The 17041-nt window shown below is 67.2% G+C and carries 14 protein-coding genes; 7 read left to right on the top strand and 7 right to left on the bottom strand.

What is annotated here, in order from left to right; genetic code table 11:
• Positions 1-102: 102 nt before the first annotated feature.
• The 4 genes from FHY04_RS15860 (at position 103) to FHY04_RS15845 (ending at position 3961) form a co-directional block, all read left to right on the top strand.
• Positions 103-996: a LysR family transcriptional regulator gene (locus FHY04_RS15860; RefSeq protein ID WP_031396651.1), complete on the top strand. Its 894-nt coding sequence runs from the start codon at positions 103-105 to the stop codon at positions 994-996.
• Between the two features lie 127 nt (positions 997-1123).
• Positions 1124-2617, top strand: coding sequence for a glucose-6-phosphate dehydrogenase (zwf, locus tag FHY04_RS15855; RefSeq protein WP_183937120.1), 1494 nt, complete (start codon positions 1124-1126; stop codon positions 2615-2617).
• 185 nt (positions 2618-2802) lie between these two features.
• Positions 2803-3504, top strand: a complete 702-nt coding sequence (gene ctrA, locus FHY04_RS15850; RefSeq protein WP_031396653.1) for a response regulator transcription factor CtrA — start codon at positions 2803-2805, stop codon at positions 3502-3504.
• A 109-nt stretch (positions 3505-3613) separates the two neighbouring features.
• Positions 3614-3961: a hypothetical protein gene (locus tag FHY04_RS15845; RefSeq protein ID WP_183937119.1), complete on the top strand. Its 348-nt coding sequence runs from the start codon at positions 3614-3616 to the stop codon at positions 3959-3961.
• A gap of 13 nt (positions 3962-3974) precedes the next feature.
• Here the strand turns inward: FHY04_RS15845 and FHY04_RS15840 are convergent, their stop codons facing one another.
• Positions 3975-5660, bottom strand: a complete 1686-nt coding sequence (locus tag FHY04_RS15840; RefSeq protein WP_183937118.1) for an amidohydrolase family protein — start codon at positions 5658-5660, stop codon at positions 3975-3977.
• Positions 5657-6511, bottom strand: coding sequence for an NAD(P)-dependent oxidoreductase (locus FHY04_RS15835; protein WP_183937117.1), 855 nt, complete (start codon positions 6509-6511; stop codon positions 5657-5659). Before FHY04_RS15835 ends, FHY04_RS15840 begins: the two co-directional genes overlap by 4 nt.
• 57 nt (positions 6512-6568) lie before the next feature.
• Between FHY04_RS15835 and FHY04_RS15830 the strand changes: the two genes are divergently transcribed.
• Together FHY04_RS15830 and FHY04_RS15825 are read left to right on the top strand one after the other, a co-directional pair.
• A complete protein-coding gene (locus tag FHY04_RS15830; protein ID WP_056406096.1) occupies positions 6569-7825 on the top strand; it encodes a threonine ammonia-lyase in 1257 nt (418 codons plus the stop codon).
• Between the two features lie 123 nt (positions 7826-7948).
• Positions 7949-8734, top strand: a complete 786-nt coding sequence (locus tag FHY04_RS15825; RefSeq protein ID WP_183937116.1) for an arginyltransferase — start codon at positions 7949-7951, stop codon at positions 8732-8734.
• Between the two features lie 10 nt (positions 8735-8744).
• Here the strand turns inward: FHY04_RS15825 and FHY04_RS15820 are convergent, their stop codons facing one another.
• The 4 genes from FHY04_RS15820 to FHY04_RS15805 all read right to left on the bottom strand — a co-directional run bounded on the left by FHY04_RS15820 (position 8745) and on the right by FHY04_RS15805 (position 14120).
• The gene (locus tag FHY04_RS15820; RefSeq protein WP_056674500.1) at positions 8745-9557 is read right to left on the bottom strand and encodes a transglutaminase family protein; all 813 of its coding nucleotides are present in this window, start codon (positions 9555-9557) and stop codon (positions 8745-8747) included.
• Positions 9557-10492 (bottom strand): alpha-E domain-containing protein, encoded by a 936-nt coding sequence (locus tag FHY04_RS15815; protein WP_031439469.1) that lies wholly within the window; start codon positions 10490-10492, stop codon positions 9557-9559. The genes FHY04_RS15820 and FHY04_RS15815 overlap by 1 nt, the downstream gene beginning before the upstream one ends.
• Positions 10492-12015: a circularly permuted type 2 ATP-grasp protein gene (locus FHY04_RS15810; RefSeq protein WP_183937115.1), complete on the bottom strand. Its 1524-nt coding sequence runs from the start codon at positions 12013-12015 to the stop codon at positions 10492-10494. The genes FHY04_RS15815 and FHY04_RS15810 overlap by 1 nt, the downstream gene beginning before the upstream one ends.
• A gap of 71 nt (positions 12016-12086) precedes the next feature.
• Entirely contained in the window at positions 12087-14120 is a 2034-nt protein-coding gene (locus tag FHY04_RS15805) for a protein-disulfide reductase DsbD (RefSeq protein ID WP_183937114.1), read from the bottom strand.
• A 70-nt stretch (positions 14121-14190) separates the two neighbouring features.
• Here FHY04_RS15805 and FHY04_RS15800 point away from each other — a divergent pair, with 70 nt between their 5' ends.
• Positions 14191-15867, top strand: a complete 1677-nt coding sequence (locus tag FHY04_RS15800) for an alkaline phosphatase family protein (RefSeq protein ID WP_183937150.1) — start codon at positions 14191-14193, stop codon at positions 15865-15867.
• A gap of 119 nt (positions 15868-15986) precedes the next feature.
• On the opposite strand, the gene FHY04_RS15795 is transcribed toward FHY04_RS15800, so the two are convergent.
• Positions 15987-16919, bottom strand: coding sequence for a right-handed parallel beta-helix repeat-containing protein (locus FHY04_RS15795; protein WP_183937113.1), 933 nt, complete (start codon positions 16917-16919; stop codon positions 15987-15989).
• Positions 16920-17041: the final 122 nt, after the last annotated feature.

The raw sequence follows: 17041 nt of genomic DNA, 5'->3' as shown, positions 1-17041 counted from the left end.
TTGTTGCCACCAAGATAGACACTGGCATCGCACCGTAAATAGAAACGCTGGAAACCGATCGTTTCGATTGCTAGCAAACGTGACCGCTGCGGAGAGTGAATGATGCGCCTTCCCGACCTCGAAGCCTGGGCGATCTTTGCCAGCGTCGTCGAACATCGCTCGTTCAGCGCCGCCGCCGACGCGATCGGACTGAGCAAGGCGACCGTATCGAAGGCGATCACGCGGCTCGAGGCGCATCTCGGCCAGTCGCTGTTTCATCGCACCTCGCGCCGGCTCGCGCTGACCGAGGCGGGTAAGCCGCTTGCCGAGCACGCCGCGCGGATCCTCGGCGAAGCGCGCCTCGCAGAGGAATCGGCGAACGATGCCGCAAGCGCGCCGACGGGTCGCGTGAGGCTGGCGGCGCCGATGAGTTTCGGCATCACCAATGTCGCGCCGCTGCTGGCCGAGTTCCTGGCAGCGCATCCCGGCATCGAGATCGACCTGCATCTGTCCGACGCGCGAGTCGACATCGTCGCCGAAGGGTTCGACGTGGCGCTGCGGATCGCCGAACTGCCCGACAGCTCGCTGCGCGCGCGACGGCTGTGCAGCATCCAGGCGCACACCGTCGCCGCGCCTGCCTATCTGGCGGCGCACGGGACGCCGACGCATCCCGCGCAGCTCGGCGAGCACCGCCTGATCGGCTATTCGAACGTTGTCGGTCCCTGGCGGTTTCAGCGCCCCGGCGAAAGCGACGTCTCGGTGCGGCTGCAGGGTCAGCTCACCGCCAATAGCGGCGAGGCGGTCGTCCCGGCGCTCGTCGCCGGTCTCGGCATCGCGCGGCTGCCGCACTTCATCATCGAGGCGCAGCTCGCGTCCGGAGCGCTGGTGACGCTGCTCGACGACTGGGCGCCCGCACCGATCGGCCTCCACCTGCTGACCCCGCCCAGCCCACTCCGCCCGGCCCGGGTCGAGGCGCTCATCGCGTTCCTCGGCGCGCGGCTTCGCGACCCCGGCTGAACCGCGCGCCGGCGGGACCCTGACGGAACACCCTACGGAACAATGCCCGTCGCCAGGCTATTGCTGTGCGTCACCACGGAAGGATGTCGATGCTCCCCTACCAGACCGCGCCCCGGACCCGCCGCGCATGACCGGCGCGATCCAGCCCGCCCCGCCGACCACGCTCGTCATCTTCGGTGCGATGGGCGACCTGACCCGCCGGTTGCTGATGCCGGCGCTGACCAACATGACCCGGCTGGGCATGATCGGTGACGATTTCTCGGTTCTCGGGATCGGCATCGAACCCGGCGACGACGACACGCTGCGCACCGCGCTCGCCACCTTTCGCGCCAGCGCTCCCACGGCGCATGCTTCGCCCGAGCAGGAAGCCGCCTGGGACCGGTTGAAGGCGCGCGTCCAGTATATGCAGGGCGATTTTACGCAGGACGAAGTCTATGCACGGCTGAGCGACCGGCTATCGGGCAACGCCGCCTTCTATCTCGCCGTGCCCGCGAGATTCTTCGGCGACATCGTCGATCGGCTCGCGGCCAACGGGCTGACGCATGAAAGCAAAACCGCGTTTCGCCGGATCGCGATCGAGAAGCCGTTCGGCCACGACCTCGCTTCCGCGCAGGCGCTGAACGCGCGCATCCTGTCGCACGTTGACGAGACGCAGATCTACCGGATCGACCATTTCCTCGGCAAGGAAACAGTCCAGAACATCATGACCGCGCGCTTTGCGAACATGATGATCGAACGGGTCTGGAATGCCGACTGCATCGCGCATGTCCAGATCACCGCCGCCGAGACCGTCGACGTCGGCACGCGCGGTGCGTTCTACGACGCGACGGGCGCATTGCGCGACATGGTCCCGAACCATCTGTTCCAGTTGCTGGCGATGGTCGCGATGGAGCCCCCTGCGAGTTTCGACGCGGAGGCCATCCGCAACGAAAAGGGCAAGGTGCTGAAAGCCGTTCGGGCTTATTCGCCCGCCAAGGCGCGCCGCAACGGCGTCCGCGGCGCCTATGGTGCGGGGACGATCGGCGAGCGCTCCGTCCCCGCCTTCACCGCGTCACCCGACATTGCCCCCGACAGCACCACCGAGACCTATGTCGCATTGAAGCTGATGGTCGACACGTGGCGCTGGGCGGGCGTGCCCTTCTACCTTCGCACCGGCAAGGCGATGGAGATTCGCGATACCGAGGTTGTGATCACCTTCAAGCCCGTGCCGTTCGCCCAGTTTCACGCGACCGCCGCCGAGAAGCTGCCGCCCAACCGCCTGATCATCCAGATCCAGCCCGACGAGGGGCTCAGCATGGATATCAATATCAAGCGCCCCGGGCTCGAGGTCGACACTGCGCCGATCGCGCTCGATTTCCGCTACGCCGACTCGTTCGATATCGGCGCGATGACCGGGTATGAGTCGCTGATCCACGATCTGTTCGCGGGCGACCAGACGCTGTTCCAGCGCGCCGACGCGATCGAGGCGGGATGGGCCGCGGTCCAGCCGTTTCTCGACGCATGGGCAAGCGAAGGCGCACCCGACACTTACGCCGCGGGTACGACCGGACCGGCGGCGGCAGACGAACTGCTCGCGCGCGACGGGTTCGCCTGGCACACGCTCGACCCGGCAAAGACATAAGCCCGCGCCGCGACTCGGTTGCCGGGGTCTCGACACGGAGTTTTGGTCGGTTCCGTACCAAGAGTTCGTATAACGCTCTCATTTAAGACGGAATTAACCTTTTGCTTTCAGATGTTCTTTGGTTAATGAATCAACGGCGGATCGCTTAGCAGGGGCTGGCGTTTTCGCTAAACGGGGGACAACCCATGCGCGTGCTGCTGATCGAGGATGAGCCTACCACCGCCAAGGCCATTGAGCTTATGCTCACGACCGAGGGCTTCAACGTGTACATCACCGATCTGGGCGAAGAGGGCCTCGATCTTGGCAAGCTGTATGATTACGACATCATCCTGCTCGATCTGAACTTGCCCGACATGCATGGCTATGATGTCCTGAAGCGTCTTCGTGTCGCGCGTGTTGCGACGCCGGTGTTGATCCTGTCGGGCGTCAACGAAATGGACTCCAAGGTTCGCAGCTTCGGGTTCGGCGCGGACGATTACGTCACCAAGCCGTTCCACCGCGAGGAGCTCGTCGCGCGGATCCATGCCGTCGTGCGCCGTTCGAAGGGCCATTCGCAGTCGGTCATCCGCACCGGAAAGCTCGCCGTGAACCTCGATGCCAAGACGGTCGAAGTCGATGGCAGCCGCGTTCACCTGACGGGCAAGGAATATGCGATGCTCGAGCTGCTCTCGCTGCGCAAGGGCACCACGCTGACCAAGGAAATGTTCCTCAACCACCTCTATGGCGGGATGGACGAGCCTGAACTCAAGATCATCGACGTCTTCATCTGCAAGCTGCGCAAGAAGCTCAGCCTGGCGTGCGACGGCGAGAATTACATCGAGACCGTCTGGGGCCGCGGCTATGTCCTGCGCGAACCCGACGAGATGGTCGAAGCGCAAGTCGCCTGATCTGCTCGGCTGCGCGACCCAAAGGCCAAGGTCGCGCCGCTTCACTCCACAGGTTTAGGCTTGCAACCTTGCCTGATGGTGTCAGTTTAGTCTTCATCGGAGGTGTTCCATGAAGACTATCCTGCTCGCTGTCGGACTGATTGCCTGTTCTGCGGCCGCTTCTGCGCAACTCGGCGTTCCTGGCCCTAGCGGCTTGATAGGTACCAGCGCGCCGTTTCCCGGAAATCCCGGCTGGACACCGCGCACGAACATTTCGCCCCCGTCGATCACGCCGACGATGCAACGCGAGCGCGAGGCCCGGTTGCGGCTCGTCCTGGCGACCTTCCCCGACCTGCCGACCACTCTCGCAGCGGCACCGCCCCGCCAGCGGGCTGCGCTCTACGCGAAGGCCGAACACAAGGCGGTCTGGGCGCGGATCAACGCGCGCGCATCGAAGGACGCCAACGGCGACCTTTGAGGCTACCGGCCGGCTATTTCCGAACCCAGACCTTCTCGCCGCCGACCCAGGTCTCGGCAACCTTGATCGCGCGCAGTTCGGTCGGTGAAGCGATCATCGGGTCGCGGTCGACGACGATGAAGTCTGCGCGCTGTCCGGCGGCGAGCGCGCCGAACTTGGTTTCCGCAAACCCCGCATAGGCGGCGGCGCCCGTCATCGCCCACCACGCCTGTTCGCGCGAGATGAGCTCCTGCGGCTGCCACCCGCCCTGCGGCTGACCATTCGCATCCTGCCGGGTGAACGCCGCGGCCCAGGTGGCGAACGGATCGGGCTTCTCGACCGGGAAATCTGTACCAAAGGCGAGCTTCGATCCGTTCGCCAGCATCGACTTCCAGGCATAGGCGCCGGTCAGCCGCCCCGGTCCGAGCCGCGCTTCCGCCATCGTCCGGTCGCTGGTCTGGTGGGTGGGCTGCATCGACGCGATCGTGCCGAACTTGCCGAAGCGCGGCAGGTCGGCAGGATCGACGATCTGCGCATGCTCGACACGCCAGCGCCGGTCGCCCTTGTAGGTCTCACTCTCGACCTGGATCGCGTCGAGCACCTGCTGGTCCGCGCGATCGCCGATCGCATGCACCGCGACCTGGAACCCGTCCATCGCCGCGCGGCTCATCTGGTTCTGCAGCTGCGCATCGGTCAGGAAGCCCAGCCCGGTCTGCCCCGGCGCATCGGCATAAGGCTTCAGCAGCCACGCGCCGCGCGAGCCGAGCGCGCCATCGGCATAGAGCTTCACCCCGCCCATCCGCAGATGGTCGTCATACAGCCACGGCGTCGGCCCCTTGCCGCCGATCCGCCCCGCGGTCTCGACGCCGAGCGCATAGCTCATGATCCGGACGCGCAACCCGCCGATATCCGCCATCCGGCGATAGGTCAGCCAGTCGTCGAGCGTGGTGCCCATGTCGGCGACCGCGGTGACGCCGTACCCGAGCAGGATCCGCTGGGCGGTCAGGAAGGCCGCATCGCGCTCCTTGGGCAAAGGCTGCGGCACGACCTTCTCGACCAGAGATTGCGCGGCATCGACGAACACGCCCGACGGCGCGCCGCCGCTTTTTTCGATGCGCCCGCCGGTCGGGGCGACCGTGGCACCGGTGACCCCCGCCTCGCGCATCGCGACGCTGTTCGCCCAGCCGGCATGGCCGTCCGCGCGCGACAGCCAGATCGGATGGCCGCCCGACACCGAGTCGAGATCCGCGGCGGTCGGGAACCGCCCGAGCCCCCAGGCTTCCTGGTTCCAGCCGCGGCCGAGCACCCATTTGCGATCGGGATTGGCCGCGACATAGGCGGCGATCCGCGACTTTGCGTCGTCGAGCGAGGTCGCTGCCGACAGATCGAGCGACAGCGCGCCGAAGCCGAGCTCGATCACATGGCCATGCGCATCGACGAAGCCGGGCAGCACGGTCTTGCCGCCCATGTCGGTGCGCCAGTCATAGAGCGGCTTGCCCGCGTTCTTCTTCAATTCCTTGCGGCTGAGCTTGGGGGGCTCCTCCCCCGGCGGCACCAGCCGGGTCACGCGGCCGTCCTTGTCGACCAGGATCGCCTTGAACCGGACGATCTTGCCGCCCTCGGTGATGGTCAGGCCGTTGACGTTGTCGACGATCCCGTCGGCCAGCGCCGGGGTGGCGAACAGCGACAGGGCGGCACTTGCGAACAGGACAGGCTTCACTTCGGCAATCTCCGCACCAACGCACTCGTATCCTGCCGCGCGCCGCCCATGGCCTGCACATCGGCATAGAATTGATCGACCAGCGCCGCGACCGGCAGAACGGCACCGTTGCGCCGCGCCTCGTCGAGCGCGAGCCCCAGATCCTTGCGCATCCAGTCGACCGCAAAGCCGAAGTCGAAATCTTCCTTCGCCATCGTCGGCCAGCGATTGACCATCTGCCAGCTCTGCGCCGCGCCGCCCGAAATCGCCTCGAACACCTTGTCGAGGTCGAGCCCGGCATTCTGCGCGAAGCGGATCGATTCGGACACGCCCTGGATCACCCCGGCGATCGCGATCTGGTTGCACATCTTGGTCGTCTGGCCCGCGCCCGCGTCACCGACATGGACGATCCGTGCGGCATAGGCCTGCATATACGGCTCGGCCTTCGCCATGGCGTCGGCGGAACCGCCGCACATGATCGACAATTTGCCGTTCTCGGCACCCGCCTGCCCGCCCGACACCGGCGCATCGACGACGAGCGCGCGGGCGCCCGCCAGCCGCCGGGCGATCGCGGCGGAGACGGTGGTATGGTCGACGAACACCGCGTCGTCGCGCATCGCCGCGAACGCGCCGTCCTCACCCAATGTCACTGCCGCCAGATCATCGTCATTGCCGACGCAGGTGAACACCGCATCCGCCTCGCGCGCCGCCAGAGCCGGCGTGTCCGCGACCGTTCCACCGTATTTATCGCCCCATGCCAAAGCCTTGGCCTGGGAGCGATTATAGACGGTGACGTCGTGCCCTGCCGCGACGAGATGCCCCGCCATCGGCGCGCCCATCACACCAATCCCGATGAATGCCAGTTTTGCCATGGATCAAGCGCATAAGCGGTGTTTCCCCTGCGCGCCAGATGGTCTAGCGCAACGCCTATGGCTACCCTCGCTGCCGTAGCGGCACCCACCCTTCCCGTGTCCATCGACGACGTTCGCGCCGCGCATGACCGGATCCGCGCCTCGATCGTCCGCACGCCGACGCTGATCAGCCGCACGCTGAGCCAGATGACCGGCGCGACGGTCTATCTGAAGTTCGAGAATCTTCAGTTCACCGCGGCCTACAAGGAACGCGGCGCGCTCAACACGCTGTTGCAGCTGTCGCCCGAGGCGTGCGCAAAGGGCGTGATCGCCGCGTCGGCGGGCAATCACGCACAAGGTCTTGCCTATCACGCCAACCGGCTCGGCATCCCCGCGACGATCGTGATGCCGACCAACACGCCGACCGTGAAGGTCACGCAGACCGAAGGGCATGGCGCCAAGGTCGTGCTGTTCGGCGACACCTTCGACGCCGCCTATGCGCATGCCCGCATCCTCGAGGGCGAATGCGGCTTCACCTTCGTCCATCCCTTCGACGACGCCCGCGTCATCGCCGGCCAGGGCACGACCGCGATCGAGATGCTCGAGGACGTGCCCGAGATCGACATGATGGTCGTCCCGATCGGCGGCGGCGGTCTGATCTCGGGCGTCGCGACCGTGACGCGGGCGAACGCCGCGCAGGGCGGTCACGCGATCGAAGTGGTCGGCGTCGAGGCCGAGCTGTTCCCGTCGATGTACAACCGCATCAACGGGACGACGATGCCCTGTGCCGGCGACACGCTGGCCGAGGGGATCGCGGTCAAGGAGCCCGGCGGCATAACCTCGAAGATGGTCGCCGAACTCGTCGACGACATCGTCCTGGTCAGCGAGCGCAGCCTGGAGATGGCGGTCAGCCTGCTGCTCCAGATCGAGAAGACCGTGGTCGAGGGCGCCGGTGCCGCCGGCCTCGCCGCGCTGCTCCAGCATCCCGAACGCTTCAAGGGGCGCACCGTCGGGATCATCCTGTGCGGCGGCAATATCGACACGCGGCTGCTCGCCAACGTCCTGCTGCGCGATCTCGCCCGCTCGGGCCGGCTCGCACGGCTGCGCATCCGCCTGCAGGATCAGCCCGGCGCGCTGTACAACGTCGCCCGGATCTTCGATCAGGAGCGGGTGAACATCATCGAGGTGTATCATCAGCGCGTCTTCACCACGCTGCCGGCAAAGGGGCTGATCACCGATATCGAATGCGAGGCCCGCGATCGTGCGCATCTCGATCGGCTGGTCACCGCGCTAAAGGCGGCGGGCTATGAGACGAGCACCGTCGAACTGGCCTGATCCCCGGCCCCGCCGGGAATTTCTTTTACCACCGCGGGCCGCCCCACTTTCCAGCGGCCCGCACAGGAATCATATACCGCCCGCGCCTTGAGAGCGCTGAAGCCGAGAGAGGGGCACTTCGCGATGACTGCGCCTTTTCGGTTTCCCCGGTTCTTCGTGACCAGCCCCGGCCCCTGCCCCTATCTGCCCGATCGGGAGGAGCGGAAGGTCTTCACCGAACTGAACGGGCCGCATGCGGTCGAACTCAACGACGCGCTGAGCCGGATCGGGTTTCGACGGAGCCAGGGCGTCGCCTATCGGCCGAGCTGCACCGGCTGCAGCGCCTGCGTGTCGGTCCGTGTCGTGACGCCGGAATTCACGCCCAATGCGACGCAGCGCAAATTGCTCAAGCGGCACGGCGACATCACCGCGACCGTCTGTCGCGCATGGGCGACCGACGAACAGTTCCAGCTGTTGCGCCGCTATCTGTCGGCGCGTCATCCGGACGGCGGCATGGCCGGGATGGACGAGGACGACTATGCCGACATGGTCGAGCATTCGCCCGTCGACTCGCTGATCGTCGAGTATCGCGAACCCGGCATCGGCAGTGCCCCGGGTCGGCTAGTCGGCGCCTGCCTCACCGATCGCCAGGCCGACGGACTGTCGATGATCTACAGCTTCTTCGCGGCGGACGACGCATCGCGGCCGGGCTTCGGCAACTACATCATCATCGACCACATCCTGCGCGCACGCGGTGCGGGGCTACCCTATGTCTATCTGGGCTATTGGGTGAAGGGATCGGGCCGGATGGAATACAAGATCCGCTATCGTCCGATCGAGGCGCTCAGCCCGGGCGGATGGAGCCGCCTAAGCGAAGAGGACCTGCTGGCGGCCACGCCTGGGCAGGGCCCCGGGCAGCGCGAGGACTAGTCGCCGACGGTCACTGGCCGTCCCGCGACACGACGACATCGACCTCCAGACGCTCGCCGCCTTCGCCGAGCCGCGAGCCTGCCACCGGGGCGGCTCCTGCGGCATCGAGCGCGACCGCGACCCGGACATGATGCTCTTCTGGACAGTCGCCGGTGAACGGGTCGAACCCGATCCAGCCCAGCCCGTCGACATGCGCCTCCGCCCAGCCATGCGGCGTCGGACGGTGATCGTCGTCGCGTTCGGTCAGCAGATAGCCCGACACATAGCGCGCCGGCGCCCCCAGCGAACGCGCGGCGACGATGAACATCTGCGCAAAGTCCCGCGAGGTGGCGCTGTCGAGCCGGAACGCCGCCGCCGCGCCGAGGTTTGGCTCGGGACGGCCGGGATTGGCGGCAAAGCGTTCGTGCAACGCCTCGTTCACCCGGTGCAGCGCGCCGATCCGGCCCTGCGCAGGGGTCGTGACGCGTGCGGCGAAATCGGCAATGGCCTTGTCCTGCGCAGTGGTCTCGGTCGGCCGGAGGAACAGCGCCGGCGGCAGCACCTCATAAGCGCCGTGGACGACGCCGTCGGAATGGCTGGTCAGCACCTCGCCCGTGACATCGATCTCGATCCCGTCGATCGGGCCGTCGATATAGAGCATCGTGATGGCGTTGCCGAACCCGTCGCGCCCCTGCCGCAGCCGGGCATCGCAGTCGATATCGATCCGCCACTGCGCGACCGTCTGGTCATGCGTGTTCTGCGGGGTCATGCGGAGCATCTGGACGAGTCGGCTCTGCGGCTCGGTGAAGCGATAGATCGTGCGGTGATCGACCGACAACCGCATCAAAGGAACTTGAACTGCCGGCCGATCGCGCCGTGGAGCAGCGCATTCTCCTGGATGAAGGCCTGCAGATACTGGTGCAGACCCGATGCGATCACCTCGCCGGATCGGGTTCGCCCCAGCCGCGAGGCACGGAGCCGCGCCATCCGGTCCGCCTCGCCATGCTGGCCGGTGCGTTTCGCAAGCAGATTGAGCACGTCCACCGTCTCCTCGACCGAGGCTGCAAGACTACGCGGCAACTCCGCGCGCGCCAGCAACAAATCGATCACGTCGGCCGGCCGAAGGCCGTCATTGTACATCCAGCGATAGGCGGTCACCGCCGACACCGTCTGCAATATGGTCGTCCACTGGTCGCGATCGATCGCGCCGCCCAGCTTCTGCCCTTCCGGCAGCAGGATATGATATTTGACGTCGAGCAGCCGCGCGGTGTTGTCCGCGCGCTCGACCGCCTGGCCGAGTCGGATGAACCAGGTCGTCTGGTTGCGCAGCATACGGTGGATCGCACCCTCGAACCCGCGCGTCTCGGTCTTGACCGCCTCGACCAGGTTGAGCTGCGCGGTCGTGCTGCCGGGGGTCGCGCGGTTTTCGAACAACAGCCACGCACGGTTGATCGCGGTCCATGATTCCCGCGTCAGCGCGGTCCGCACCGCCTTGGCATTGTTGCGAGCCATGTCGAGGCAGCGGACGATCGATCCGGGATGGCTGGCGTCGAGCGTGAGAAAGCGCACCACGTCGCGCTGCCCCACTGGCACCCCGGTCTTGGCAAAGGCCTCGTCCGTCTCGGTGACCGCCAGCGCCGATGCCCAGGCCGCCTCGCCCGCAGGCTGCGACGACAGCACGTCGAGGCGCACCGTCGCCTCGACAAGGCGCGCGATGAAATCGGCACGTTCGAAATAGCGTCCCAGCCAGTAAAGGGACGAGGCGGTCCTCGACAGCATCAGGATTGTGCCTCCGGCCCGGGTATGCCTTCGCCGAGGGTCTGCGTCATCCCGCCCAGCGTCTGCGTCATGCCGCCCGCCCCCATGCGCTGCGATTGATCCGCCATCAGGACGAAGCTGTCCTTCGTGCCGCCACCTTGGCTCGAATTCACGACCAGCGATCCCTGTTTCAGCGCGACGCGCGTCAGCCCGCCCGGCACGACCTGGACGCCCTTCGACCCGGTCAGCACGAAGGGCCGGAAATCGACATGGCGCGGGCAGAGGCCGGATTCGGCCATAGTCGGTACGGTCGACAGCGCGAGCGTCGGCTGCGCGATATAGCGATGCGGCTCGGCGATCAGCGCAGCACGGAAATCCTCGATCTCCTGCTTCGTCGCGGTCGGGCCGACCAGCATGCCATAGCCGCCCGAACCGTCGACCAGCTTGACGACGACGTCCTCGAGATTGTCGAGGACATATTTCAGCGCCTGCGGCTCGCGGCACCGCCACGTCTCGACATTGGGCAGCTTGCACTCGCCGCCCGAATAGAATTTCACGATGTCGGGCATGTAGCTGTAGATCGCCTTGTCGTCGGCGATGCCGTTGCCCGGCGCGTTGATGATCGCGACATTGCCCGCGGCATAGGCAGCGATCAGCCCCGGCACGCCAAGCGCGCTGTCAGGACGGAACACGAGCGGGTCGAGATAATCGTCATCGATCCGGCGATAGATCACATCGACCTTCACGCGGCCCGCGATCGTCCGCATCCACACGACATCGTCGTCGACCACCAGATCAGCCGCCTCGACCAGTTCGACGCCCATCGTATCGGCGAGGAAGCTGTGCTCGTAATAGGCCGAGTTATAATGCCCCGGCGTCAGCACGACGCAGGTCGGTGCGCTGACGCCGTGCGGCGCAACCGACTTCATCGTCTCAAGCAGCCGGTCGGGATAGCTGTCGACCGCCGCGACGCGAAACTCGCGGAACAGCTCGGGGCAGAGCCGCAGCATCGCCTCGCGATTCTCGAGCATGTAGCTGACCCCCGAGGGCGTCCGCGCATTGTCCTCGAGCACGAAAAAGTCGTCGGGTCCGGTGCGTACCAGATCGATCCCGCAGATATGCGCCCAGACCCCATGCGGCGGGCGCATCCCGGCGATTTCGGGACGGAACTGCGCATTGCCCATGACGAGATCCTCGGGGAGGATCCCCTCCTTCAGGATGCGCCGTTCGCCGTAGATATCCTCGAGGAACGCATTGATCGCCTCGACGCGCTGGACGAGCCCTTCGGATAGCCGGGTCCATTCGTCATGCAGGAACACCCGCGGGACGATGTCGAACGGGATGATCCGCTCGGCCGCCTCGTTTTCGCCATAGACGGCAAACGTAATGCCGAGCTGCCGAAACGTCGTTTCAGCCGCCTGCTGACGACGCCGCAACTCGGCGTCGGGCGTCTCCTCGATCCAGCGGCCCAAGGCGGCCAGTTCGGGACGGACACGGGTATCGCCCGGTGCCCCCATGATTTCGTCGAACGCTTGTTTCCCCATCGAAATGGTAAATTCCCCATCAAGCGTTGCGGTTCCATGCTGCAACGCTTCACCGCGCTGCACAAGCCGGATTAGACGCCCAGCCCCGCCAGCAGCGCCGGGGTGAGGACCTGCGGCAGGACGGTCGGTTCGGCCGCGCCCGGCGCATAATAGAGATACAGAGGCACGCCGGCGCGGTTATGCGCCTCGATGAAGCGGCCCATGACCGGGTCGCCATCGGTCCAGTCGCCGATCAGCACCGCGACCTTGTTCTTGGCGAACGCGTCGCGGACCGTCGCGGTCTCGATCGCCGCCTTCTCGTTGACCTTGCATGTCAGGCACCAGTCGGCGGTGAAATAGACGAACACGCCGCGTTTATCGGCGCGCAGCGCGGCAAGCTTCGCCTCGCTGAACGCCTCGTCGCCGGCGACTGCCGTCTTGGCCGCGGCCGGCGGCGCGCGGGCGATGACGACCGCACTGCCGACGAACACGATCGCCAGCGCGGCAAGGGTCGCTGCGCCGAACGCCTTGCCCTTGCGCTGCCGGGTGCCGCCGATCCACAGCACCGCGCCGATCGCCAGCACCGCGACGAGCGCGAGCGTCAGGCTGTCCACGCCGGTCTGGCGCCCCAGCACCCAGGCGAGTGCGATCGCGGTCAGGAACATCGGCACCGACAGGACATGCCGGAACGTCTCCATCCACGCGCCGGGCTTGGGCAGCCAGCGCCGCCACGCCGGCACGAAGCCGATCGCGAGAAACGGCAGCGACAGCCCGAGTCCCAGCCCGGCGAACACCGCCATCGCCGCGGGCCAGGGCAGCACGAGCGCAGCGCCCAGCGCTGCACCCATGAACGGCCCGGTGCACGGCGTCGCGATGAATGCGGCCAGCGCACCGGTCGCAAACGCACCGCTCGCACCGCTCTCGCCCGCGAACCGCGGCGTCGGCACCTCGAACAGCCCGGCCAGGTTGAACGCGATCGCGGTGCTCAGCAGCAGCAGCACGATGATCGCCGCGGGATGCTGCAACTGGAACGCCCAGCCGACCGCCGACCCGCCCGCACGCAGCGCGAGGATCGCCGCGCCAAGGCCCAGGCACACCAGCACGACGCCCGCGGTATAGGCGAGCGCCTCGTGCCGCGCCTCGCGCTCACTTGCGCCACCGCGCGCGAGGCTGAGCGCCTTAAGGCTTAGGATCGGGAAGACGCAGGGCATGATGTTGAGGATCAGCCCGCCGAGAACCGCGCCCGCAAACGCCGCCAGTGCGGTCGCCCACAGCCCGCCCGCATTATCCGATGGCCCCGCCGCAACGACCCCGGGCGCGGCGCTGACCGCGAGCCCCTGCGCGTCGCCGATCCGCAGCACACCCTCGATCGGCACATTGGCCTTGCCATTGGCCGCCAGTCGTGTCGCGATCGTCAGCGTATCGCCCGACCGCGTCACGGTCTGGCGCGCGCCATTGTCGATCACGCCGGTGGTGAGCGGGAAGAAATGGGCATCCTGCGCCCTGGCCCCGGCCGGGAACGGCACCGCGACGCGCAGCACGCCCTTGTCGACCGCATAGGTCGCGCCCGCATCGAGCGGCTTGGGGATCGCCCGCCGCCAGCCGGCAAAGGCGCTCGCCTGCGACGGCGCGCCGTCACCGATCGTCAGGTCGAGTGACAGCGCCTGCTCCTCGGGCACGCAGATCGTCGCCGAACAGACCAGATAAGACGTCTTCAGCCGGATCGGGAGCTTGGCGCCCGCCGCCAGCCCCGCCGGCACCTGGATCGTGACGAGTGGCGCATAGGGCGCCTCGTAGACATAGTTCATCAGCCCCGCGATGAGCAGCGTCGTCGGGACGGGCCATTCGGGCTGCCCCGCTGTCACTCCGCGCGGCAGCGTCCAGTCGAACGTCGCGGGGAACCCCGCATCGCCCGGATTGGCCCAATAGCCATGCCAGTCCGTATCGGGGGTCGTTGCGATCGCGATGGTCAGCGGTGCGCCCGCTTTCGGATGGTCGCTTTCGGCAACGAGGCGCATGCTCAGATGCCGGCTCGACCCGTCGAGCGAGTCCGCCAGCGCCGGCGTCGCCGCGAGGCTGCACAGCGCGAGCAGCATCGTCATCAGGACGCAACGTAAACTGCGCATGGCCATCCTTGTTTCGTTCATCGGCCACAGCCATAGCGAGGACGACACCGCATTACATCCGAAAGCAGCCATGCCGCTGTTCGTCAAAGGACTGTCCGTGAAAGCACTTATCGCCGCGTTGCTCCTGACCCCGGCCGCGGCCGTGACCGCGTCTGCGCAGACCGCTCCGGCCCCGACTCCGGCGGTTGCGGCACCGACGCCCGCCGCGCCGCCCAAGCTGATCGTGGCGATCTCGGTCGACCAGTTCGCCGCCGACCTGTTCCAGCAATATCGCAACCACTTCACCGGCGGCTTCACCCGCCTGCTGAACGGGGTGGTGTTTCCGAGCGGCTATCAGAGCCATGCTGCGACCGAGACCTGCCCCGGCCACTCGACCATCCTGACGGGCATGCGTCCCGCGCATACCGGGATCATCGCGAACAACTGGGTCGACCAGCGCGCCGGCCGCCCCGACAAGATCGTCTATTGCTCGGAGGACGAGCGCGTCGCGGGCAGCACGCATGACAGCTACACCGTGTCCGACATGCACCTGAAGGTGCCGACGCTCGGCGAGATGATGAAGGCGCGCGATCCGCGCACCCGCTCGGTCTCGGTCGCGGGCAAGGATCGCGCGGCGGTGATGATGGGCGGCCACAAGGTCGACGAGCTCTGGTGGTGGGACGGCAAGACCTATGTCTCCTATGCGGGCCGCGCGGTACCGCCGGCAGTGCAGCGCACGCGCACCGCGGTCGCCGGGCTGATCGCGCTGCCCCAGGCCGCGCTGCCGCTGCCCGGCTATTGCACGGGCGTGAACCACCCGATCGTGATCGCGGGCAAGACCTATGGCCAGGGCCGCTTCGAGCGCGAGGCGGGCGACGCCAAGGGCTTCCGCGTGTCGCCCGCGTCCGATGCCGCAGTGTTCGCGATGGCCGCCGCGCTGGTCCAGGACATGAAGCTCGGCCAGGGGCCGCAGACCGACATCATCGACATCGGCGCGTCGGCAACCGACTATATCGGCCACACCTACGGCACGCAGGGGTCCGAGATGTGCATCCAGATGGCCGAGCTCGACAAGACGCTCGGCGGCTTCTTCGCGGTGCTGGACGAGACCGGCGTGGATTACGAGGTCGTGCTGACCGCCGATCACGGTGCGCACGATGCGACCGAGCGGCAGCAGCAGCGCGCGATGCCGATGGAGGCGCATATGGACGAGAATGTGCTCGCCAAGCAGGTCGGCACCGCGATCGCCAAGGATCTGGGCCTGCCCGGCAGCGTCCTGCTCGGGACCGAGGGCGACGTCTATATCGACGATGCGCTGCCCGCCAAGACACGCGCCAGGGTGCTGACCGAGGCGCTACGCCGCTACCGTGCGCTGCCGCAGGTCGCCGCTGCCTTCTCGGCTGCCGAGATCATGGCGACGCCGATGCCGACCACCCCGCCCGAGACCTGGACGCTGATCGAACGCGCGCGCGCCTCCTATGCCGAGGGCCGCTCGGGCCAGTTGGTCACGCTCCTGAAGCCACGCGTGACGACGATCGTGTCGCCCGCCGGCGGCTATGTCGAAACGCACGGCAGCCCCTGGGATTATGACCGCCGCGTGCCGATGCTGTTCTGGCGCAAGGGGATCGCCGGGTTCGAACAGCCGCTGTCGGTGGAGACTGTCGACATCGTGCCGACGCTCGCCGCGACAATCGGCCTGCCGGTATCGGGACTCGACGGCCGCTGCCTCGACCTCGACGCGGGCGCGGCGAGCACCTGCCCGAGCTGAGGGGGCCTGTCGGACCGCTTGGACCCTGTCCTCCCGCCGCCCGTCATCCCGGCGAAAGCTGGGACGACGGGGTCTTGAGCGGCGGCGGTACGAACCCCCGCTTCCCCCGCAGCCTCGACTTAGCGCGTCTCGAACGCCCGCAACCCCGGCCCCAGTTGGTTCGCCCCCAGCGCCAGCCGGTCATGGCTGTAATCCGCCAGGAATGCGGGGCTGGTCGCATCGCCCGGTGCCAGCCGCGCGTCATTGTCCTCGACGCGCAACCCGGTCGAGCGATAAGTCTTCGCCTCCGCCGCGACGACGATCAGCCCGGTATGGTTCTCCTTCTGCCGTCCCTGCACGAAGGTGTTGCGCGCGATCAGCCCGGTCGCGCCATCGGGCAGGTCGATCATGTAGTTGGTCTTGCGCCCCGCGCTGTCGTCGAAGCTGTTGTCGGTGATCGAGACGGTCGGCACGCGCAGCTTGACGTAATGCCCGCCGGTTCCGCGCTCGAACCGCGAGCGGGTGATCGTCACGCTGCCCTGGTTCGCCAGATACACGGCATGCGAACAGCTGGGCGACTGGTCGCACTGGCCTAGCCCCGAAAAGGTCGACCGGTCGATCGTGATCCGCTGCCCGCTCGGCTCACCACCGAGGATGCCCTCCTGGCTGTCGAGGAACATCGCGTTGACGACGCTGAGGTCCCCCATCTCGGTGCGGATCCCCGCGCCATTGCCGTCGGGAACGCTGTAGCCGCGAAAGACCAGGCCATCGACGACCGATCCCTGCCCGCGCAGCACCAGCGCCGCCTTCTCCTCGCAGGCCACGCCCTCGAAGATCGCGGTACCCGGCTCCACCGCCTTGAAGGTGATCCGCCCGCCCGCCTGCACCGCGCATTGCCGGTAGGTACCCGGCGCGATCAGGATCGTCGCGGTGCCGAGCCGGATCGATGAGACCGCCTCCTGCAGCGTCGCAAAACCCTGCCCGTCGACGGTGAAGGGCGACGCGCGCCGCACCGGCGCTTGGGCCGAGGCGGACGCAGCAACCAGCACGAGCAATAAGAGCGATCGGTTCAAGCAGGGCACTCCCTCATCGGCTCGCCACGATTGCGCCGCCACGCCCCGTCCTTAGCGCGGATGCGTCCCGGCTGCCGATAGCGGGGGCCCGCCCTGCGTCCCGCAATGGCGCAGCCTGTAAA

The organism is Sphingomonas sp. BK481, assembly GCF_014194875.1.
GTDB lineage: Bacteria > Pseudomonadota > Alphaproteobacteria > Sphingomonadales > Sphingomonadaceae > Sphingomonas > Sphingomonas aerolata.
This window is presented reverse-complemented; position numbering and strand designations above follow the sequence as displayed.

Excerpts from the sequence above, each read along its gene's own strand:
- FHY04_RS15860 (WP_031396651.1), top strand. The coding sequence starts at position 103 with ATGCGCCTTCCCGACCTCGAAGCCTGGGCGATCTTTGCCAGCGTCGTC.
- zwf (WP_183937120.1), top strand. The coding sequence starts at position 1,124 with ATGACCGGCGCGATCCAGCCCGCCCCGCCGACCACGCTCGTCATCTTC.
- ctrA (WP_031396653.1), top strand. The coding sequence starts at position 2,803 with ATGCGCGTGCTGCTGATCGAGGATGAGCCTACCACCGCCAAGGCCATT.
- FHY04_RS15845 (WP_183937119.1), top strand. The coding sequence starts at position 3,614 with ATGAAGACTATCCTGCTCGCTGTCGGACTGATTGCCTGTTCTGCGGCC.
- FHY04_RS15835 (WP_183937117.1), bottom strand. The coding sequence starts at position 6,511 with ATGGCAAAACTGGCATTCATCGGGATTGGTGTGATGGGCGCGCCGATG.
- FHY04_RS15830 (WP_056406096.1), top strand. The coding sequence starts at position 6,569 with ATGGCTACCCTCGCTGCCGTAGCGGCACCCACCCTTCCCGTGTCCATC.
- FHY04_RS15825 (WP_183937116.1), top strand. The coding sequence starts at position 7,949 with ATGACTGCGCCTTTTCGGTTTCCCCGGTTCTTCGTGACCAGCCCCGGC.
- FHY04_RS15820 (WP_056674500.1), bottom strand. The coding sequence starts at position 9,557 with ATGCGGTTGTCGGTCGATCACCGCACGATCTATCGCTTCACCGAGCCG.
- FHY04_RS15815 (WP_031439469.1), bottom strand. The coding sequence starts at position 10,492 with ATGCTGTCGAGGACCGCCTCGTCCCTTTACTGGCTGGGACGCTATTTC.
- FHY04_RS15810 (WP_183937115.1), bottom strand. The coding sequence starts at position 12,015 with ATGGGGAAACAAGCGTTCGACGAAATCATGGGGGCACCGGGCGATACC.
- FHY04_RS15805 (WP_183937114.1), bottom strand. The coding sequence starts at position 14,120 with ATGCGCAGTTTACGTTGCGTCCTGATGACGATGCTGCTCGCGCTGTGC.
- FHY04_RS15800 (WP_183937150.1), top strand. The coding sequence starts at position 14,191 with ATGCCGCTGTTCGTCAAAGGACTGTCCGTGAAAGCACTTATCGCCGCG.